Source organism: Enterococcus ureilyticus, from assembly GCF_001730315.1.
Classification (GTDB): Bacteria; Bacillota; Bacilli; order Lactobacillales; family Enterococcaceae; genus Enterococcus_L; species Enterococcus_L ureilyticus.
In genome coordinates this window covers 97,144-118,002 of sequence record NZ_MIKC01000042.1, presented here as the reverse complement: position 1 = coordinate 118,002, position 20,859 = coordinate 97,144, and the positions used below count along the sequence as shown (strand labels likewise).

General features: G+C 37.6%; 15 protein-coding genes. 3 read left to right on the top strand and 12 right to left on the bottom strand.

Going from position 1 to position 20,859, the window contains the following annotated elements:
- Positions 1-171 precede the first annotated feature (171 nt).
- Positions 172-558 carry a YbgA family protein gene (locus BCR24_RS16115; protein ID WP_069641522.1) on the bottom strand — a complete coding sequence of 129 codons (387 nt, stop codon included), beginning with the start codon at positions 556-558 and terminating at the stop codon, positions 172-174.
- Between the two features lie 198 nt (positions 559-756).
- Between BCR24_RS16115 and BCR24_RS16110 the strand changes: the two genes are divergently transcribed.
- Positions 757-2,226, top strand: coding sequence for a peptide MFS transporter (locus tag BCR24_RS16110; protein WP_069641521.1), 1,470 nt, complete (start codon positions 757-759; stop codon positions 2,224-2,226).
- 47 nt (positions 2,227-2,273) lie between these two features.
- On the opposite strand, the gene BCR24_RS16105 is transcribed toward BCR24_RS16110, so the two are convergent.
- The 9 genes from BCR24_RS16105 to BCR24_RS16065 form a co-directional block, all read right to left on the bottom strand.
- Positions 2,274-3,437, bottom strand: coding sequence for a cation:proton antiporter (locus tag BCR24_RS16105; protein WP_069641520.1), 1,164 nt, complete (start codon positions 3,435-3,437; stop codon positions 2,274-2,276).
- Between the two features lie 211 nt (positions 3,438-3,648).
- Positions 3,649-4,212 carry an elongation factor P gene (gene efp, locus BCR24_RS16100; protein ID WP_010772247.1) on the bottom strand — a complete coding sequence of 188 codons (564 nt, stop codon included), beginning with the start codon at positions 4,210-4,212 and terminating at the stop codon, positions 3,649-3,651.
- Between the two features lie 273 nt (positions 4,213-4,485).
- On the bottom strand, positions 4,486-8,457 hold the full coding sequence (locus BCR24_RS16095; RefSeq protein ID WP_069641519.1) for an MSCRAMM family protein: 3,972 nt from the start codon (positions 8,455-8,457) through the stop codon (positions 4,486-4,488).
- Between the two features lie 616 nt (positions 8,458-9,073).
- On the bottom strand, positions 9,074-9,565 hold the full coding sequence (locus BCR24_RS16090; protein WP_069641518.1) for a nucleoside deaminase: 492 nt from the start codon (positions 9,563-9,565) through the stop codon (positions 9,074-9,076).
- Positions 9,562-11,004, bottom strand: a complete 1,443-nt coding sequence (locus tag BCR24_RS16085) for a cytosine permease (RefSeq protein ID WP_069641517.1) — start codon at positions 11,002-11,004, stop codon at positions 9,562-9,564. Before BCR24_RS16085 ends, BCR24_RS16090 begins: the two co-directional genes overlap by 4 nt.
- Positions 11,005-11,028: 24 nt before the next feature.
- Entirely contained in the window at positions 11,029-12,171 is a 1,143-nt protein-coding gene (locus BCR24_RS16080; RefSeq protein WP_069641516.1) for an ankyrin repeat domain-containing protein, read from the bottom strand.
- 21 nt (positions 12,172-12,192) lie between these two features.
- Positions 12,193-13,617 carry a YlbE family protein gene (locus tag BCR24_RS16075; protein WP_069641515.1) on the bottom strand — a complete coding sequence of 475 codons (1,425 nt, stop codon included), beginning with the start codon at positions 13,615-13,617 and terminating at the stop codon, positions 12,193-12,195.
- Entirely contained in the window at positions 13,614-15,164 is a 1,551-nt protein-coding gene (gene fdrA, locus BCR24_RS16070) for an acyl-CoA synthetase FdrA (RefSeq protein WP_069641514.1), read from the bottom strand. Before fdrA ends, BCR24_RS16075 begins: the two co-directional genes overlap by 4 nt.
- A 72-nt stretch (positions 15,165-15,236) precedes the next feature.
- A complete protein-coding gene (locus BCR24_RS16065; protein WP_069641513.1) occupies positions 15,237-16,154 on the bottom strand; it encodes an oxamate carbamoyltransferase subunit AllH family protein in 918 nt (305 codons plus the stop codon).
- Between the two features lie 170 nt (positions 16,155-16,324).
- On the opposite strand from BCR24_RS16065, the gene BCR24_RS16060 reads away from it, so the two are divergent.
- On the top strand, positions 16,325-18,001 hold the full coding sequence (locus tag BCR24_RS16060; protein ID WP_069641512.1) for a PucR family transcriptional regulator: 1,677 nt from the start codon (positions 16,325-16,327) through the stop codon (positions 17,999-18,001).
- A gap of 63 nt (positions 18,002-18,064) precedes the next feature.
- On the opposite strand, the gene fabZ is transcribed toward BCR24_RS16060, so the two are convergent.
- Positions 18,065-18,499 (bottom strand): 3-hydroxyacyl-ACP dehydratase FabZ, encoded by a 435-nt coding sequence (fabZ, locus tag BCR24_RS16055; RefSeq protein WP_010762460.1) that lies wholly within the window; start codon positions 18,497-18,499, stop codon positions 18,065-18,067.
- Between the two features lie 2 nt (positions 18,500-18,501).
- Positions 18,502-19,740, bottom strand: coding sequence for a beta-ketoacyl-ACP synthase II (gene fabF / locus BCR24_RS16050; protein WP_069641511.1), 1,239 nt, complete (start codon positions 19,738-19,740; stop codon positions 18,502-18,504).
- A 304-nt stretch (positions 19,741-20,044) separates the two neighbouring features.
- Here fabF and fabI point away from each other — a divergent pair, with 304 nt between their 5' ends.
- Positions 20,045-20,797 (top strand): enoyl-ACP reductase FabI, encoded by a 753-nt coding sequence (fabI, locus tag BCR24_RS16045; RefSeq protein ID WP_069641510.1) that lies wholly within the window; start codon positions 20,045-20,047, stop codon positions 20,795-20,797.
- Positions 20,798-20,859: the final 62 nt, after the last annotated feature.

The window sequence follows — 20,859 nt, the reverse complement described above, 5'->3', positions numbered from 1 at the left end:
TCAGTATACTCATTTTCTAAATCAAATTCAATATGTTTTTTCATTTTATTCTATAAACGTTCGTTTACTAATGAACAATCAGTGATTAACCATAAAAAAAAGAGAGATTATTTTTTTATAACGAACTTAAAGTTAAAAATCGTTATTTCAATCTCTCTTGTTACTGTTGAGTTATTTTTCTTCTTCAGGAAAAAGCAATTTTGATTGTCGAAGATAGGGTTCTTCATATTTTAGCGTTAGCTCTTTTAAAAAAGGGCCTAATTTGTTCTGCGCCAAGGAGAAACTATCCAGCAGCTCTTCGTATTTTTTCCGTTCGTTGTCATTTGCTTTATGCTTAAAATAACCCCAGATGTGTTGATAAGCATTTAAGCTATTGCCTTTTTTTGGTTCCTCGGCTAATGCGTGCTGAAGATAGCTACGAAACTGCTGCTCCTTTTTATCATCCCAGCCCTGCTCACTAAACAATTTACGAATCGACCGATAATCTTGTTGTGATTTTGATAATATTAAATATTTAAGCGCTGCCCATTCTTGTTGTCGCTTTGTTTGTTTTTCCAAAAAATTCTTCCTTTCTTTTGCTTTTATGCCGAAAATTAAAATTAAATGAATAAAAACTCTTTTTTTCTTATAGCCTAATCATGAAACTTTATGACAGTTAAAAGATAAAGCGTTTAAAATGTACTGTATATATTTATTTTCAGAAATTCTAGGTTAAACAAATTTTCTGAATATTAAAAAGAATTGAGGTTATTTTTTATGGACGAGCAGCAGCTAGACAAATCATTCTTGGGTCAGCCAAAAGGATTGTCTACACTCTTCTTTACTGAGATGTGGGAAAGATTTAGTTATTATGGTATGCGGGCGATTCTACTCTATTATATCTATGATACTGTCGCAAACGGCGGATTAGGTTTGCCCAAAGAAACAGCTTTGGCGATCATGTCGATTTATGGATCATTGGTTTTTATGTCCAGCATTATTGGCGGTTGGATTTCAGATCGTGTATTAGGTGCTAGAAAGACCGTGTTCTTTGGCGGTGTATTCATTATGGTCGGTCATATTGTCTTGGCGACGCCCTTTGGCATTTCTGCTTTATTTCTTTCTATTCTCTTGATCGTGATCGGGACAGGAATGTTAAAACCAAATGTTTCTGGCATGGTTGGTCATCTTTATTCCAAAACAGATACACGTCGTGATGCTGGTTTCTCTATTTTTTATATGGGAATCAACATTGGTGCCTTACTAGCGCCTTTCATTGTCGGCACATTAGGTCAAACGTATAATTATCACGTTGGTTTTTCTGTGGCTGCCTTCGGGATGTTTTTCGGTTTGCTGCAGTATTATTTGCAAGGAAAAAAATCATTATCGGGTATTGGTTTGACCCCAACAAATCCAATCGGAACAGAGGAACGTAAAAAATTCGTTCGTTCTCTATTGATTGCGCTTGTGTTTATCATTGTTATATTTGGTGGCGCCTTTATTATGGGACAGTTGACCATTGCATTTTTCATCAATAGCGTCAGTATATTAGGTATTTTACTGCCAGTTTATTATTTTATCAAAATGTTGACCTCTAAAAATGTAACAGCCGAAGAAAAGCCAAGAGTTCTTGGGTATATTCCCTTATTTCTAGCTGGAATCGTATTTTGGTCATTAGAAGAACAAGGCTCTTCTATTTTAGCATTATTTGCAAGCGAAAGAACCCATGATACCTTATTTGGTTTTTCGATTGCACCTAGTTGGTTCCAATCATTGAATCCGATTTTTGTGGTTGTCTTAACACCTATATTCGTTACTTTGTGGACTAAGCTTGGTACTAAACAGCCTTCAACTGTAGTCAAATTTTCATTAGGTTTAGTTTTCGCTGGTCTTTCTTTTGTTCTTTTGATGTTGCCTGGTTTACTTTATGGTACGGATACAAAAGTCAGCCCCTTATGGCTATTCTTTAGCTTTTTCATTATGATTGTTGGAGAAATGTGTATTTCCCCTGTTGGTCTGTCGATCACAACAAAGCTTGCACCTAAAGCTTTTGAGTCACAAACCGTTGCTATTTGGCTTTTAGCCGATGCTGCCTCACAAGCAATCAACGCACAAATTGCACGTTTTTATACGCCGCAAACAGAATCGGCTTATTTTGGAATTGTCGGCATTGTTGCTGTGATTGCGGGTATTTTATTAATTCTTAGTAAAAAACCGATCAAAAAATTGATGGGGTCGATTCATTAAATGAAAAGAGTTTCAGCTGATGTATGTCAGTCGAAACTCTTTTTATCTTAGTATTTCAGTTGTTTTTCTTGTTTCATGATCGTTCCTTTTAAAAGTAATGGTGCGATGATCGTCGTCGCAATAATAACAATTATTACAGAAGAATAGTATTCTTCTGAAAGAAAGCTTGAGGTCAAGCCTACTTGGGCAATAATCAAGGCCATTTCCCCTCTAGAAACCATACCCGAACCAATGATCAATGTAGAAATCCCTTTAAAGCCAGTGGCTCTAGCACCTAATGCTCCACCTAGCAATTTTGATAACACGGCTACAGCAGTCAAAACAAGGATAAAGAGAAAATGTTTTGAAATACCGACAAACGTCATATTTAATCCGATTGAAACAAAAAACATTGGAATAAAAACCGCATATCCGATCGGCTCTAATTTTTCATCAACTTTTTTGCGATAGTCGGTTTGAGCAATTGCGACACCTGCAAAAAAGGCACCAATGATCGCACCCATATCCAACATTTCTGCAAAATAAGCAAAGCCTAAACAAATCACTAAAGAGAATGCTGAAACAGCTTCAATCGCAATTAATTTTTTGCTTAGGTTCAATAACCACGGTACCAACCATTTACTCGCTGCAAATATCACAATAAAGAAAAAGACTTTCAATAGTAAAACTTCCCACATCGGCAAGTTTTGTCCTGGTGACGAACGATTCATCAAGCTCAGCATAATACCTAAAATCAAAACAACCACGATATCATCGACCACAGCTGCCCCAAGGATCGTAGCCCCCTCTTCTGTATCTATTTTTTTTAGGTCCTTTAATACTTGAACCGAAATACTGACAGACGTAGCACTAAACAGGACACCTAAAAATATAGAGTTCTGCACTGAAAATTGAAAGGCTTCTCCCACACCAAAACCCATTGCCGCAGGAAAGACAATGCCTAAAAGCGCCACAGCTAAGGCAGGTCGCCAATACTTTTTCAATAATTCTAAATCACTTTCCAAACCAGCAATAAACATTAAAATAATCACACCGATTTCAGAAAAATAATGCATAAATTCATCCGGTTTGATCCATCCTAATAATGCTGGCCCAATCAAAATACCGACTAATAATTCTCCAATTACCGAAGGAATCCCCACTCGGTTACAAAAATGTCCTGCAAGTTTTGTAAATAATAAAACTAGGCACAATGTTAATAAAAAACCCATTTTTCTCTCCCTTTCTGCTAAAAAACATACAACTTATTGTACCATAGTCAGCTCATTTAGTAGGTCCGAAAAGTTTACTGATTCCATAGAAAAAGTGAGTGGGACATAACTCTTTGAGTCATATCCCGCTCACATGGAATCCGTATAAACGGTGGGAGCAGAAGCAATCCCTTCGGAATTAAATACTCCTGTCCCAACCTCTTTCATGCAATTATTTTGATGCACGTTTTAAATACGTACCTTCTTGGGTATTGATTTCTAATGATTCATCTGCTTCGATAAAGTCAGGAACATTGACTACTAGACCTGTCTCCATGATAGCTGGTTTCCCTGAACCAGAAACTGTTGCACCTTTGATCGATGGTTGTGTCTCTTTTACTTTTAAAACAACCGTTGTTGGTAATGTAATACCGATGACTTCTGATCCGTAAAATTGGATTTTTACTTCCATATTTTCTAAAAGATATTTTAGCTCTTCTTCAATCACAGAAGTTGGGATTTCGTATTGTTCATATGTTTCTAAATCCATGAAATTCGCTGTATCATCTTGGCTGTATAGGTATTGTACTGGTTTATTTTCAATAAACGCTTTTTTCACTTTATCATCAGGGCGCATTGTTGTATCTGTTGTCGTGCCTGTCCGAACATCTTTCAATTTCATACGCATAACGGTATTTCCTTTACCAGGTTTGTGGTGGCTCGCATCCATTACACGGATCAATTTACCATCTTGTTCAAAAGTCATACCTGCTTTAAGATCACTTACTGCTATCATGTTATTTTCTCCTCTTTCTTTAAGGTTCGATCAATAGGTTAATCGAAACGTTAGTGTAGTGTCGCTATGCCTAGGTTGCTAAGCTCCTTAGGATAGAGACTCTTCTTAAAAAATTCTTCTCAATCATTGTAGCAGATTACTAGCGGATATTCTAGAGAATACGCTGTTTAGCTTCAATTTTTTGAAGTAAAATAACTATAGAATCTAAACTTGCAAAAAAAGAGCGAAGACAAGTCCTCACTCTTGAGATTATTTTTGGTTTTAATGTGTAAATTAGTAGTTCAATTTATCGTTATAGTACTCTCCGTGAACTTTTTTCGAGAACATCCATAGTAAAAGTAAAAATAAGAGAACATATCCTAGGTTGATAAGCTTGGTTAATGCTTGTTCCCCTGTAGCTGGTAGCAATCTTGTTTTATTCCCTGTATCATTTCCTTGTTGCTTCATTGTTGAAAGTTGGAGGATTGATTCAGATTTTTTAACATTTTCTTTTGTGACTTGAACTGTGGTTCTAGCTGTTGTCACTTCAAATGAAACAGGTTCAACGTCTAGTTTATAATCAGTTGGTGCGGCAGTCTCTACAAACTGGTAGTTTCCTAATGGTAAATCTGTTACTATTATTTTCCCTTCTGTATTGGTAACTAACTCTTTTTGGACGACGAGCCCATCTGCTCTTTCTAATTGGAACACAGCCCCAGATAAAGCTTCTTTTGTTACACCATCTATTTTCATCAGCTCTGCGGAACCAAGAAGGCTAGGAGAAACAAGAATCGGCGTATTTTCTTTCGTTAGTTTTACTATCGCTTCATCTAGCAGTTCAACTCTAATTGGTGTTGAATCTAGCTCATATCCAAACGGAGCAGCCGTTTCTACAAGTTGATACTCTCCTAATGGTACATTTTCTAGACGTATTTTACCTTCTGCATCTGTTGCTATGTCAGCTTCGATTATTGCACCATCGACTTGCTCAAAACGGAAGTTAGCTCCAGCTAACACCTGTTTTGTTACACTATCTATTTTGGTTAATTCCACCGTCCCTAAAATCGGAAGATCAGAATAAATACCGATGTTGATCGTATGAGAAATAGCTTCTGGTGCTAAAGTGACTGCTGCGATCCCCTCTTGATTATTTGCTGGATCAAGTTTTACGTCTGTTGCTACTATCTCTTCGCTGCTCTGTAAGTATTCAGAGATGACATCTCCTTCTTTAGTTTTGATTCGAACAGTGTAGTCCCCTCTAGCAGGAACAGGTGAAAAATCATATTCTCCTCGACTATTTGTCAATTGTTTCGCAATTGGTTCTGTTGCTTCCTCTTGTTCCAACTCTACTTCGTATCCTACCAAAAAGGGTTCATCTGAATCTTTTTGACTATTTTTATTTTTGTCTCGATAAACTGAACCTTTGACCGAATAGGCTGTTACCGGAATTTCTGACCCTCTTGATTCAATCCAGTTGGTATCATTCGTCGTTACCGTAAAGGTATTAACCATTTTATCATTATGCTTAATTGACTTATTGATTGGTACTTTGACTGGAAAAGTAAAATCGACCTCTTGATTTTTTTCTAACAAGCCATTTGTTAACTCGATTTTAATCATCGTGACTTTATTATAGTCAATTTTTGAGCCTTGTTGTTGCCATTTTTTATTCTTATTTTCCGCCATCAGATGTGATGGTTTATCGTATGAATAATAAACCGTATAGCCATCTGGTCCTTCTACTTCTCCATCTAATAGATACCCTAAATCTGAGCCTCTCGGAATATACTCTCCGTCTTCGTTTGCTACAGTACTTAAGTCCCCTGCATGAGGTAAAATGTTGATGCCAGTTAAACTAGGAACAGCTTTATTACTGTAATTTAGGATAGATAACTTTTGTTTAAACTGATCTCCTTGATCAACAGCGTCTGTTTTGCCGTGAACGAACCCTTGTTGTTCATTGACTGATGCAGCTGTATCTACAAACACACTGCTTGGCGGAATCAGACTAATAGGTTTTGAATAGGCTAATAACTCTTTTTTTTCGGTGGCTTCACTAATAATTTGATAAGGATCTGATTCAGATGGCTGATATGACCATGCACTCATCTTTATTCCTTCATCCCCATTATTCTCATAAGTCAAATAGGATTCAATTGATTGATTACCATAATTGGCAGCATTATTGAACCGCAAGGATAGCTTTGTTTTATTTGAATTAAATATTTTTTCAAAATCCTTTAATTTCAACTCTGTCTTTGGTTCGACAACAATTGCTGTCTTTCCACTATTCTTAAAATTCTTCTTTTCCGTATACCTTAAACTATCGGTATCATAAAAAAAGTCTACTAATTCTAATCCTCTTGGAAGTATGACATAGAGTTTAGGGTTTATTAGAGTAGGGTTTGTAGGGCTACTTACACTAGTATACAATGCCATCTCAAATTGCTCACCAAGAAATACGGTTGGTTTATCTAATACGCCTGAAAAGCTAAGTGTATTCACAGGCTTATAAGTATAAATCCAAGAACTTGAAGTACTTTCTCTCACATTACCATCCTTGTCAGTATAGTAAAGGTTTCCTCTATTACCTGTCGAATGAGCCCCTGAAGATAAATTTTCACTTAAATATTTCCAATACGCTGAACTTCGTTTAGCAGAAAAATTTAATGTAACTTGATCAGTTGAGCTGGTTAATTCCACCGCCTTGTCAAATTCAATATAAAACGATCCAAAAGGCTGCGGATCTTTTAAGACAAAAGCCGTACTGCCTATATTCTCAGCAATTAACGTTTTTTCACCTGCTTCAGTGATACCATATACTTTATTTTTATCTGTGTTTGCCAGATTGCCAACAGTACTCAACCAAACTTCCGTAAGAGTAAACGGAGAAGAGCCCTCTACTTTTGTCGGTACATCTTCTATTGTATTTAAAAAAATTCCACCTTTTTCTCCGTTGTGATTGGCTCGTATCCAGCCACTTAGTTCCTTATCCTTATTTTCTTTTATATAATATCTAGAATCAGAATTCTTCCAGCTCATCCATTTATTAGTAGTGGCACCAACGCCTTGTGAAAAAAATTTTCTTTGTTGAACTGAACTAGTTTTTTCCAAGCTTGTTTCAATTTCCCCTTGCTCGTTCAGTACATTGACACTGCCGGTGAATTGGACAGGGTAATCTGATGTTTCCGTATAAACATTTTTATATCTGACTTTAAATACACCACTTGTATAAATATTATACTTAAACTCCCCGCTAATTGAATGGTTTACAGCATCATATGTCCATGCCGAATCATTGTCTTCCTTCTTAAATATGACGTTTTCTGTTAACTTTACTTCAACTAAGGAAGCTCCTACATCAGTATATTTATCTCTAAAGATACTATATGATACTTCATCAATAAAATCTGAGCTAATTAATTTGTCCTGGTTAACATATTCATTAGGTACCTTTTGAGATAACGATCCATAAATAAAACTAATCCTTCTATTCGTCGTTATCGCTTTTAAATCAAGAGAATTTTCTGTTAATACTTCCCCATTATGATCGTAAAGCGTTTGAGTTATTGGGACTTTAGTTCCATAATACAACCGATTAGATAGAAGCTTCACTCTGAAAGGGATAGCTAAATTTATGCCTGTTTTAACATCATCTATAGTAATATCTAAATAAATATTCTCGCTATCTTCTGAAAGCTCGCTGTTTACTGGAAAGGTTAGCCCACCTGAAACGACTCCAAAATACTGAAAATATTTTTTGGCTAATGTCACTCTAAATTTCACTTGCTTAGATGGAAAATAGCCACTGGAAATTTCTAGTTTAGAGTACAAGATAATTTCTTCGCCTACCAGATAATCTAATTTAGGTGTTCCATCAGCGTTATCTAACTGAGGATAAAAATCTGTTGTTAATTCGTAATTTTTATTTTTCAGAATCTCTTCATTTTCACTAACTCTTACAAGGCCTTCTTCATTTCGATCATCTGCTATTGGTTGATTCTCATCACTAGCAAATAATTTTTTTTCTGGAACATCTAGCGTTGGTTTTTCCAAAAGCTCAGATGCATCGATGTCTTCTTTCGTTTCTATCGATGTAGCTAGTTCTTCCGGTTTCTCCTCATTTCTACTAACTTCTTCCGCCACTGTATCAGTAACCGTTTCTTCAGCATATGCGATAGTTAAGTACCTAAACATACCAATTACATCTATTACTTGAACCAACACAAGTAATAGAACCAACATTCTTATTATTTTTTTCTTCATAAAGCCTCTCCTTTTTCCAGTTTTAAAAACATTATATCATAAAAAGGTTTTATAAAGTTATTTTTATTTTACTCACAACCATAAAAAAAGGCAAAGCTTACTTTAGCTTTTGTTCTATTTGTTTAGCTTCCGCTGACTAAAACAACTATGAACAATAAAAAAGATTTCTTGTTTACTAATCGTTCCATTCCTTTTTTATTAGATTTTCTGTTTATTATTTAAAGTCATAGAATTGGATGCTCATAAGAAAAGAGTGGAGACAGGCTCCACTCTAAGAATCACTAACGAAGTTTAAATTTTTTTGTACAACTATAAATTGCTTTAGAATGTCCAACAACGTGGTCCCAGCTTTATTCGTTGGCTTCATTTTGGCAAATTCAACTGTTGCTTCTACCTTTTGAAGCATACTGCCAGGAGCAACTTATTCTTCATCAATATGTTGTTTTATTTCTGCGATCCTAACTGTTTCTAACCTTTTATGATTGGGTTGACTATAGTTGACAAAAACAGTTGCCGCACCTAGTAAAATAATCAGTGTGTCAGCTGTGTTTTGAATGCCTTTAGTTAAGCTCGCGCGCTATGGGATCACTTTTCAAACTAGCCTTACCACCAAGCGCTATGACGATCTGCTTCCGCTCTCGCCAACATTCTCTGTCTTACCAGAATTAAGCTGGTCAAACGTCTCCCACAGTGCATCACACTCTGGACAACTACCTGTATGAACCATTGTCAATGGCGCTTGATCCGAGCCATCTAAATAGTTTCGCAAATGCATATCTGAAAAGCCATGTTTTGCAGCATCGTTCCTAGTATTCGAATAATAAACCGTTTTAATTCCTGCCCATAAAATAGCCCCAACACACATCGGACAGGGTTCACATGTTGCATAGATTTCACAATCTGACAGATCCATCGTATCCAACCTTTTACAAGCTTCTCTGACAGCAACCATTTCTGCATGTGCAGACGGATCGGTATCTTTCATCATTGTATTACTGACTGAAACAATCACTTCACCATTTCTAACTAAGGTTGCGCCAAAAGGCCCGCCATCGTTTTTTTTCATTCCAGCAACTGTAGCCGCCGCTGCCATTTTCATATAGTTCATATTTTTTCTCCTTTCACCACTTTACTAAGAATGCTGTACGTAACAAACGAAAAGATCAATCCTGAAAAGAAAGCAAAATCATTGATCGTTTTCAAAAATGATACTGATTGTAAAAATGCACCCGACATCGTAATCACAAAACTAATCGCTAAAGTAATCATCGCCACCTTATTATAGCCCGATTTAAACTCCCCCAGATCTCCTTCTTCAACATAAATCGTCTCTAAATTAATGGTTTGTTTATGTTCAACATAAAAACTAGCCAACATGATCCCTGCAATAGGGCCAAACATCGAACCGATAAAACTATAAAAATAAAATAATGTCGCAGCATTTTCTACTAATTTCCAAGGTAAAATCATCGTGCCAATTATCGCAGTCAGAACGCCCGCTTTTTTCACATCAAGTACTTTAGGAAATAAGGATGACATTTGCAATCCTGCTGGGAATAGATTCCCAAAAACGACGAAAGCAAGCGCCCCCATATTCAAGGCTAAGATCAAGACAAAGACCGCAAACGTATTTTCGATCTTATCAAAGGCATTGACAATATTGAAAATCGGTTCTCCAAATGCAATTTGTGTCCCCGCAATCAATCCAACACAGGTTATCGCAAACAATATATAAGAGAGAATAAAGCCTAATGGCAAACCGATAATCATCGCTTTTGGTGTTTTCGCTTTTTGAGTAAAATCACCAATATTTACAATCGGGCCTGCCCAGTTTGAGACCAAAGCACTGACACAAGCAATAAAAACAATCGGACTTGTTGTAGCATTCGCTGGTGAATAAGCTAAGATCGGACCAAAACCACCAGCAATTTGTATCGTCCACACAGCAGCACCAACAATAAAAACATACACGATCGGTGAAGACCAGTTACCAAATTTATCCAAGACTTTTGTTCCACCTAAAAACAACGCAACCGTCACACACCAAACAAGCAGATAACTCAGCATCGTAGGTGCAGCCATTCCTAAAATCGTCATCCCACCACCGATATTCATGTAGTTAGGAAAAATCCGACTAAACAAGACATCTAAAGATTGTGCACTGACAACACTTTGAGTGCCAAAGAACACAACTCCTGCAATCAAGCCCCGACATAACGAAGGAATGATCGCACCCTTTACGCCAAAAACCGCGCGCAACAACATTGGAAATGGCAAGCCATATTTAGCCGATGCTACGCCATTCAATACATAGAAAAGCGAAACGATCAAGGCCGATAGCATCACCGCTGACAAAACTTGTTTTGTATTTAACCCTAATAAAAAGAAGCCAGCTACAGTCATATACGACAAAATATTATGAACAGCGCCCATCCATAATGTCATATAATGAAAGATCCCCCAATTTTTATCTGCTCCTGTTTTGGGTAATAATTCAGCTGAGTAAGTAGGGGCCGTGACAATTGTTTGTTTTTCTACTGATTCCATTGTCTTTTCCTCCAATACATTTCCTTAGTTTTTTACTAACTGAAGTGATTGAGCAAGGTGTTCTGAAAATAATGGATTTTCTGGATCGATTTGAACTGCTCTTTCCATTGCTTGAATGGCTTCTTGATGTCGGTTCAAACTACGTAGACTATTGGCCTTATGAAAATAAAAATCAACTCGTTCAGGGTAGTCAGCTAGTAAGTTATCCATTAGTTGGACAGCTTCTTCATGTCGCCCTAATTCTCTTAAAAAATTAGATTTATGATAGCGGTAAAAGAAGCTTTGATCCGTTGCTATTGCTTGATCATATACTTGTAATGCTTGTTCTGTCGCACCCATCATACGATAACTATTTCCTACATAAAAAGCAAATTGCTCGTCTTTTGACCAACCTTTTTTATAATACTCAAGCGCTTTAGGGTAGTCTTTTGCTCGTTGATACGTATAACCCAAATAATACAGAACGGTTAAATTTGTTTGGTCTAACGTTTTCAATACTTTTAGCGCTTTTGTCAGCTCATCGTGACGTAAATAGCTTCTGATTTTAGTAAAACTTTCTTCTAGGACTTCTTGTTTATCTAGAATGGTAATCAGCTCATCGTGTCCAGCTTCACGTGCATAATCACGAGTATTTTTACCAGTAGCGTCAACTTGAGTACTGTCTGCCTGATGCTGAACGAGTTCTCGAATCACATCCTGATACAAAAAACCGTTGTTGCCTAAAATCACCGCCTCTAATAAAGCTGACCAGCCTAGGCGATTCACATGATTGACTGGTACTCCTGCAGTCAAACATAGCTGAACCGTTTTTAAATAGCCTTTTTCACTGGAGGGTAAAAGAGCGGTTCCGCCAAAACGATTGACTAAAGCTAAATCAGCGGTTCCTGTTTTAAGAATCTCACGAACGATTTCATCAAATCCGTTCGCAGCAGCGCAGATAAACGGCGTTAGCTGTGTATTGTCCCGCTGATTCACATCTGCTCCAAAAGCTAATAATGTTTTGACCATTGAAAGATCATTCTGTTGGACTGCCAACATCAAAAGCGAGCGGCCTGTTTCATCAGTCAAAGAGACATCCAAGCCTTCGTTTAGCAACTCCAAAACTTGTTTTTTTTCACTTTTCTCCACTGCTTGTAGTAATGATTGATTTGTTTCTATTGTGTCCATCGCTTTACTCCTTTCTACTTTTTATAGTTGTTGGCTAAAAGCCACGATTGCTTTTTCAAAAGCTTCCATCGGTGGATGTGTAATCCCTGCACCGATCATACCGATTCCAGCTTCTTTATGAGCAATAGCAGTATTGATGATCGGCAAAGTGTTTGTTTGGATGACTTTCAAGCTATCGATTCCCGATGGAATGCCCATAAAGTCTAAAGTAGGAATCGTAATATTAGGGTTTTCCGCGGTCGTGATTCCTTGCATCTCCATTGAAAAACGTAAGGCGTCTTCGATAGTTCCCCCGACAAGCGCAACGATTGCAGGGGCTGCTGCCATTGCAAAACCACCAATTCCATATGTTTCAGTAATCGCACTATCGCCTATATCAAGTCCAGCATCTTCTGGTTTATAGCCAGCAAACATTGGTCCAATCACTTTTTGTGAAGGTCCGACAAACCAAGGATTCCCTTCAATCCCGCTAATATGAATACCAAATTCAGTACCGTTTCTAGCCATTGTCGTCACAACTGTACTATAAGGAATCCCTACAGCTGAATCTAAGGCAGCTTTACACATTGCCATCCAAGTCGGTCCTGAAAAATAATCGCTGCTCGCAACAAAATCAAAGACTTCCTTCATTTCGGCAGTCGAATGATCGGTTTGAATAATGTATGGTGTTAATGCTTGGATCAATAGTGTTGTCCCCGCATTATTTCGATTGTGACATTCATCACCCATATGCAGCGATTGAGCTAGCATATATTTCAAATCAATACCCTCTTTACATAATTCCATGGCATCTCGCAAAATCGGACCAAAAACATCCCGCATCCAAATCAGCCGCTCAATCACGCTTTCATCATTTGCACCCATCCGTAAAATCTTAGACATTTGTTCACTTAAGTTAGTAAAGGCTAAGTTCCCATACGTTTTATTTTCCACGATATGCACATACATTGAAGCTGACGTTACCCCTGCCATTGAGCCAACACATTGGTGTTCATGGCAGGGAGAAAAGATAATTTCACCTGAGGTACCCACTCGTTCGGCCTCTTCTAAATCTTTTGCTAAGCCTTCGAAAACTAAAGCACCTTTGACCGCTCCTTTCATCGGACCGTTCATTTTAGCCCAAGTAATCGGTGGTCCCGCATGTAAAATTGTCTTTTTAGTCATCCCTGGAACCACATTGATCGCCTGATCATAGCCAATCAATGAAACTTGAGACGAAATGATTCGGTGAACGGCTTCTTCATTGGCTTTCCGAATTTTTTCTAAGTTTTCTGGTGTTTCTATTTTTTCTAAAGCAGCTAAGATATTGGCTTTGCCTCGTCCTGGTGGTGCCCAATTTAAATAGGTTGCTTGTACCTGTTGTTCTATTAGTTCTTCTTGAAATGATTCAATTCCAAGATCGATAATAACTGGTTGTTCTTTGAAAAATTCACTGATTTTACTCATTTTCCTACTCCTTTCACGACAAATTCTCTAGCAAGCAGCCCAGCATTTTGACTGCTACTGGCATAAGTTGCGCCGATTGCTGTTAATTTTTCGACTTGTTCATCAATATTTTGTTTATCTAGATCCGTCCCTAAGACGTACCCGATGATTTCCAAATGCCGTCCTTTTGCAGTAGCTTTTTCTTTGGCTGCTTGCATAACCGGTACCATTACACCAACTGGATCCGGATGAGCGCCATATCCCAATACAAAATCCATTAGAATTACCCCAACTGTTGGATCTTCTGCTTCTTCTATAAAACGAGCAATTCGATTCGACGGGTCGATCATTGGATGAGGTTTACCATTGGTAAATTCATCTGCTCCAAAATCAATGAAGGTATGCTTTTTACTAGCATCACCAAAATGTAATAAATGTTCTTGGTCTGTCGCTATATTACTATAAACATCAGAAAAATATTCTTTAGCGGTGAACATTGCTTCATCACATAACGTTCCACCTGTAAATAATCCACGAATATATTGCTGATCTAGTGTTAATTTCCCTCGAACCTCATCGATCAAAGGTATGTTTAAAGGATGAATATTTAAACTATCTTGATCGATTCCAGCCAGCGTAACAGCTTTTAAAGCAGCAGCTTTCGACATTTTTTCAAAATAAATGCCCTCTTCATTTGCCCGTGCATCACTGCCAATGAACCAGATAACTACTGGTTTTTCAGTTTTCCTTACGCGAGCAAGAATTTTTTCTTCAACTGTTTTTGCCGGTGGTTTAGAAATTAAAACAATGACTTTCGTGTCTGCATCAGCTTCAAGTGCATCAATGGCGTCTAGCATCATTTTCCCACCAACAGCCTCACTTAAATCTCTACCACCTGTCCCGATTAATTGAGAAACTCCTTCTCCAAATTCATGAATCCGAACGCTGATTTCCTGACTACCCGTTCCTGAAGCCCCTATAATGCCAATGCTTCCTTTACGAACTTTATTCGCAAAACATAACCCCACATTATTGATGATTGCCGTTCCACAATCTGGCCCCATCATTAGTAAGCCTTTTTCATGGGCAAACTCTTTTAACTGAATTTCTTCTTCTACGCTGACATTATCGCTAAACATCATTACGTGTAAGTCATTATTCAGAGCCTTTCTAGCTTCTCGAGCTGCATACTGACCATTTACCGAAATAACAGTCATGTTCGCTTCAGGGATCGCTTTTTTAGCAGTTTCAATCGTAGTATAACGTTCCGTCGTTTGGTTATTCCCCTTTTCTTTTTTTTCTGTCATCAATGTTTCGATCTTTTCGATTAAGTTAGCCGAATCCTGCTCATCAGTTGCCTCTAAAGCAATAATTAAATCACTCGTTTGTGCTTTTTCGATTTCTTCAGTGAACAAGCCAACATTTTTCATTACTTCCTTATTCATTTCAGTGGCCATTGCAATAATTGCTTGCTCAACACCTACTAACTGATTCGCTTTGGTCGATAAAGCCATTAATGAAACTGAATCAATGTAGGTATTCGGTTGAATTTTGATACTGATTGTCATGAAATTTCCTCCTTTATTTCAATGCTAAACAGGTTTATACAACTCGAATAAAACGACATTTCACTTTGTACTTTAATAGCCATTCTTTTCATTTTCTGTGTCTGAAATCAATGCTAAAGTCAATTCCAAACCAGCTATCATTCCCGTTAACATATCACCGCCAGACGTTGAACCTATCCTTAATACGGCTAGCATTTTTTCTTTTAAACGCTCTTCTTCTTTTCCATAAAATAATTCATTTAAAAATGAAGCGATCCGTTCTCTGGACTCACCTTGTATCGCCCAATCTAAAGTTGAGAAACTAATAGTGTTGGTCCTTTTTTTTAATTCATTGCGACTATTAATTAGCCACTGACTGAATGAGTGATAAGGATAATCTACCGTTGTGAATATGAGTGCCAATCCAACCAAAAAATCATCACCTGATGGCGTTAAACCCGGTCCTAGACCAATCACTCGATACAACTGCTTCATTGCTTGAAATAATTGTTTTGCCTTCAAATAAATCAATAACTGCTCTGACTCCTTCCAAAGCATCGTATGGATCATTTTCTCGTATGTCGTAGCTTGAGTGGTGTTTAATAAATAACCACCCTTGCTTTCTAACTGGGACAGCCAACTATTGATCTGTTTAATTCGTTCCTTGATTTTTACATACTCCTGTTTTGGCGGAAACTCGATTTTTGGATACTGCCATATATGCGCACTCTGGATTTCAATTGCTGCAATTTTTCCAATCACTAAGTGGCCATCTTGAGAAAAAACAGGTGTCTTCTCAACTAGTAGGGAGCGCCTATCAAAAAAATCAGCAACTCTTAGGGTATTAGGCGCATTGTCCAATTCCGCTGCCGCTATCGTGTATAATTCTCCTTCTGTACAAATGATGTTGATCGTTCGCTTAAACGTACTATGAATTTCCCCTCTCCATTGTTTTTTTTGAATCTCATCCAAGAATTTTTGTGTTCCTGACAGGGATTGGTATGTATGCATCGTTCTCACTCCCTTATTCGCTGAAACTTCTTTACACTCTAAAATTTACACCAAGAAAACCTTTTCAAATACAGATAAAATAGCTGAATATTTCCTTTCCGAGTTGTATACTTTAACTAATTACCGTATAGTTAAAGGAACGAAATCATGTATGAGAAAGATGGTGTAGCATGTTAACAGTTGAACATTTTTTACAGCTTGCTCCGTTTAAAAAATTCCAATTAGTCGCTGGAGCAAATGGACTTGATAATAAAATTACAGGCATCAACATTTTAGACAATCCAGATGCTTCTGATTGGTTGTCTGCCGGGGAATTGCTGATTACTTCAGGCTATTTTTTTAGCGAGAACACCGAAATTCAAAAGCAATTTATTCAGCGTTTTAAAGAAATCAATTGCTCCGCGATTTGCATCAAACCACATATTTATTTAAAAGGTATTCCAAAATCTATGCGTGATTTAGCCGATGAATTAGCCTTACCTATCATCGAAATTCCCTATGGGGTCGCCTTTTCAAAAATCATGAATATTGTCATGGCGGAAATTTCTGGTCGGATGGACGAGCGAAATCAAGCTTCTTTGGATATTCATTCACAATTCTTTGAGATTTCATTACATGGCGGTGGAATGAAAAAAATTGCAGCGGAGTTAGCAAATATGGTTCAAAATCCTGTTGTGTTAGTTGATACGGATTGGTCAGTCACTGCTGTCAGTGATCATAAACAGCCTTTGATCCAAGAAACGATTAAAACAATTGAGCATACTTTTACATTTCCCCTTCAGACCTTTAATGACTTACCAACAAATTTTGAGCGCATCCAAAAACCAATTACCCGCTCACTTTTTTTTGCAGATAAAGAGTATCCCTGTGTAATCATGCCCGTTTACTTCGATACGATTCATTATGGTTTTATTCTGGTCTATCAAATTGAACGACCACTGACCGATCTTGACTACGTTGCTTTAGAAAATGGCTCGATGGCCTTTGCGCTAGAGCAAATGCGGTTGTTTGAAATTGAACGGACAGAAAATCGTATTCGCCGTGATTTTTTCGATCAATTATTATCTGGTCAAATCAAAGATCTTGATACCTTAGCAGCCTATGATACAGCAATCGATCCACTCTTGAATTATACAGTTTTGATTCTATCCATTCAGACATTCGGTATACAAACAGACTCTCTAATGAAAAAAAAGCAGGCTGAGGATCGCTTAATGAAAAGCTTATTGTCCTCATTGACAAGCTATACAGCGAATCGATTTCCCCATCTCCATTTATTCAGTCGGAAAAATCAGTTGGTCATGCTTTTAGGAACTGACCCTAATTCAAGTACCTTAAAAACACATAATGAACTATCCGATACAGCAGAACGAATCCGGATGTATTTGGAACAACAAGGACCGTCTGAACGAGAAATTTTCTGCACTATTGGTTCAACTTTACCAATTCTAGAGTTATCTCAAAGTTTTGAAGAAGCAAAAAAAGTCATCCAGCTACTTGAGGATGACTCAAAAGAAGAAAAAATTTATTTTTTCAATGATTTTTACTTTGATTCTTTTTTAGTTGATTCGATTTCAAAGGATCAAGGACAAAAATTCTACACTCATTATTTAAACACTCTATTGACTTATGACAAGGAAAATAAAACTAGCTTTACCCCGACATTAAAAGCTTATTTAGCACATCATTTAAACATCGCTACGACTTCCAGAGCCTTGTTTATCCATCGAAATACGTTGCTTTATCGAATTGAAAAAATCAAAGGGCTGTTACCTGTAGAGTTAGATCAGGAGAAAAACACCTTTGCATTACAATTGGCGCTAAAATTGTACGATTTGTACCATTGAGCATCCTGACAAAAAAGACCGAGAAGTAGCAAAATACTTCTCGGCCTTTTTTTATTCAATTTACTATCTACCTACAATAAAAGTCAATTCACATTCACAAACTTTTTTATCTTCAACAAATGCAGTTGCCTTCCCGATTCCTACATAATCTCTGATCTTCACGATTTCAAAGTGTAATTTTAACACATCTCCAGGAACAACTTTTTGGCGGAATTTTGCTTTGTTGATGCCGCCGATATACGCTGTTTCACCTTTAAATTGATCCATTTTCAAAATCAAAATCGATCCAACTTGTGCTAAGGCTTCAATAATCAAAACGCCTGGCATTGTTGGGTTTCCAGGGAAGTGTCCTTGGAAAAATTCTTCATTGATCGTTACATTTTTTGTGGCAATGATTTTTTTATCTGTAATGATTTCATCTACATAATCGATAAAGCAAATTGGGTACCGGTTTGGAATCATTTCCATAATTTCTGTTGCATTCATTAATCTTGTCATTGTTAGTTTTCCTCCCATTTCTTCATACAAATAACACCGTTATGTCCGCCAAAGCCAAATGAATTGCTGATCGCATATTGTGCTTGGACAGAGCGTGAGCCATCTGTTATATAATCCAAATCACATTCTGGATCTGCTACTTCATAGCCGACTGTAGGATGTGCTAGTCCTTCTTGTAATGTTTTCACACAAGCAATTGCTTCAATTCCTCCAGCAGCGCCTAAAAGATGACCTGTCATACTTTTCGTGCTTGAAATGGGTATATTATAGGCACGTTCGCCAAATACTCGTTTCAAGGCTGCTGTTTCGGCTGCATCGTTCGCTGGTGTTGACGTCCCGTGTGCATTGACATACCCGACTGCTGAGGCGTCAATTGCCGCTTCTGCTAAAGCTAATTCAATGGCATCTGCTGCACCACTACCGTCTTTCAACGGTGCCGTCATATGACTAGCATCACAATTGCTGCCATATCCTACGATTTCACCTAAAATCGTCGCACCTCGTTTTTGAGCGTGTTCTAATTCTTCTAGCATTAGCATGCCCGCACCTTCACCCATCACAAAACCATGTCTTTCTTTATCAAATGGGATCGATGCTCTCGTTGGATCTTCTGTTGTATTCAATGCGCTTAGAGCAGCAAAACCGGCAATCCCGATTTCACAGACCGTCGCTTCTGTTCCACCTGTGATCATCATATCTGCTAAACCATATTTGATCGTGCGGAATGCTTCACCAATTGCATTCGTTGCAGAAGCACAAGCTGTCACGATTGTTTGAGAAGGTCCTTTTGCGCCTAATTTAATCGAGATATTTCCTGAAGCCATATTGGCAATCACCATTGGTACAAAGAACGGTGTTACGCGTTTTGCGCCTTTTTTATCCATAACTCTGACTTGATCTTGTAATGTTGTCATGCCACCGATACCGCTGCCTACAATCACACCAAAACGTTTTGGATCAATCGTTTCCTTCGTTAGACCACTCATATTCCAAGCTTCCATCGCTGCAACTAAACCATATTGTGAAAATAAATCCATTCGCTTTTGTTCTTTACGTTCAAGAACCTCACTCGGATCAAAATCTTTCACTTCACCTGCAAGTGCTACACCTGTATCTTCAGAATCAAATTTCGTGATTTTAGCGATTCCTAATTTTCCGTTGACTAGATTTTGCCAATACTCTTTTACCGTATTGCCTAAAGGAGTCACTGCTCCCATTCCTGTTATTACAACTCGTTTCATCGTGCACCTCCGCCATTCTTTTGACTATCAAATTAAAAAAAACTAGCATAAACAACACATTTTTGTTTAAATTTAAGTAAAATAGTTTGACTTTCAAAGTATTTTAGTTAATAATTCAGACATCCGATAAAATGTCTGTATTGGTGTTGCTTATTTGTTAGAGAATTTTTTTATCATTCTCAACACAGATAATACCAGTTGCAATTTTATCCGTCAACTTAAATAAAATCAAATCATTAGATTTTGTTAAGATGTGAGACCTTTTTCACACACTAAAAATACTTTTAAAAGGGGAAAAAATCATATGTTTCTAAAAAATAAAAAAGTCGTCGTAATGGGCGTAGCAAACAAAAGAAGTATCGCTTGGGGCTGTGCTAAAGCATTAAAAGAGCAAGGTGCTGATATTATTTACACATACCAAAACGAACGCATGAAAAAACAATTGTTAAAATTAGCTGAACCAACAGATTTACTTGTTGAATGTGATGTTGCCTCTGACGAGTCGATTGCCCAGGCTTTCCAAACGATTCAAGAAAAATTTGACAAAATCGATGGGCTAGTTCATGCTATTGCTTTTGCTAACAAAGAAGAATTAGATGGCAATGTTAGTGATATCAGCCGTTCTGGTTTCTTGTTAGCTCAAGATATCAGCAGCTACTCACTTTTAGCTGTTGCACATCATGCGAAACCAATGCTAAATCCTGGTTCTGGTATCGTTACAATGACTTATTTAGGTTCTGAAAGAGCTATCCCTAACTATAACATGATGGGAATCGCTAAAGCTTCTTTAGAGACAGCCGTAAAATACTTAGCTTATGAATTTGCAGCAGATAAAATCCGTGTGAATGGCATTTCAGCTGGCGCAATCAAAACCCTTGCAGTAACTGGGGTGAAAGATTACGATCAATTGATAAAAATTTCAGAAGGTCGTACGCCAGATAAAGCAGGCGTTACGATCGAAGAAGTCGGGAATACGTGTGCCTTCTTAGTTAGTGAGCTAGCGGCTGGGATCGTCGGGGACATTATTTATGTAGATAAAGGTGTTCACCTTACTTAAAAAAAGGACGCGACCCTAATAAATAAAACGGAGTGGCTTTTGCTCCAGCGTTTACTCGGGTT

What these genes read in the sequence shown, in the direction of transcription:
- BCR24_RS16110 (WP_069641521.1), top strand. Translation starts at nt 757, where the DNA reads ATGGACGAGCAGCAGCTAGACAAATCATTCTTGGGTCAGCCAAAAGGA.
- BCR24_RS16105 (WP_069641520.1), bottom strand. Translation starts at nt 3,437, where the DNA reads ATGGGTTTTTTATTAACATTGTGCCTAGTTTTATTATTTACAAAACTT.
- efp (WP_010772247.1), bottom strand. Translation starts at nt 4,212, where the DNA reads ATGATAGCAGTAAGTGATCTTAAAGCAGGTATGACTTTTGAACAAGAT.
- BCR24_RS16095 (WP_069641519.1), bottom strand. Translation starts at nt 8,457, where the DNA reads ATGAAGAAAAAAATAATAAGAATGTTGGTTCTATTACTTGTGTTGGTT.
- BCR24_RS16090 (WP_069641518.1), bottom strand. Translation starts at nt 9,565, where the DNA reads ATGAACTATATGAAAATGGCAGCGGCGGCTACAGTTGCTGGAATGAAA.
- BCR24_RS16085 (WP_069641517.1), bottom strand. Translation starts at nt 11,004, where the DNA reads ATGGAATCAGTAGAAAAACAAACAATTGTCACGGCCCCTACTTACTCA.
- BCR24_RS16080 (WP_069641516.1), bottom strand. Translation starts at nt 12,171, where the DNA reads ATGGACACAATAGAAACAAATCAATCATTACTACAAGCAGTGGAGAAA.
- BCR24_RS16075 (WP_069641515.1), bottom strand. Translation starts at nt 13,617, where the DNA reads ATGAGTAAAATCAGTGAATTTTTCAAAGAACAACCAGTTATTATCGAT.
- fdrA (WP_069641514.1), bottom strand. Translation starts at nt 15,164, where the DNA reads ATGACAATCAGTATCAAAATTCAACCGAATACCTACATTGATTCAGTT.
- BCR24_RS16065 (WP_069641513.1), bottom strand. Translation starts at nt 16,154, where the DNA reads ATGCATACATACCAATCCCTGTCAGGAACACAAAAATTCTTGGATGAG.
- BCR24_RS16060 (WP_069641512.1), top strand. Translation starts at nt 16,325, where the DNA reads ATGTTAACAGTTGAACATTTTTTACAGCTTGCTCCGTTTAAAAAATTC.
- fabZ (WP_010762460.1), bottom strand. Translation starts at nt 18,499, where the DNA reads ATGACAAGATTAATGAATGCAACAGAAATTATGGAAATGATTCCAAAC.
- fabF (WP_069641511.1), bottom strand. Translation starts at nt 19,740, where the DNA reads ATGAAACGAGTTGTAATAACAGGAATGGGAGCAGTGACTCCTTTAGGC.
- fabI (WP_069641510.1), top strand. Translation starts at nt 20,045, where the DNA reads ATGTTTCTAAAAAATAAAAAAGTCGTCGTAATGGGCGTAGCAAACAAA.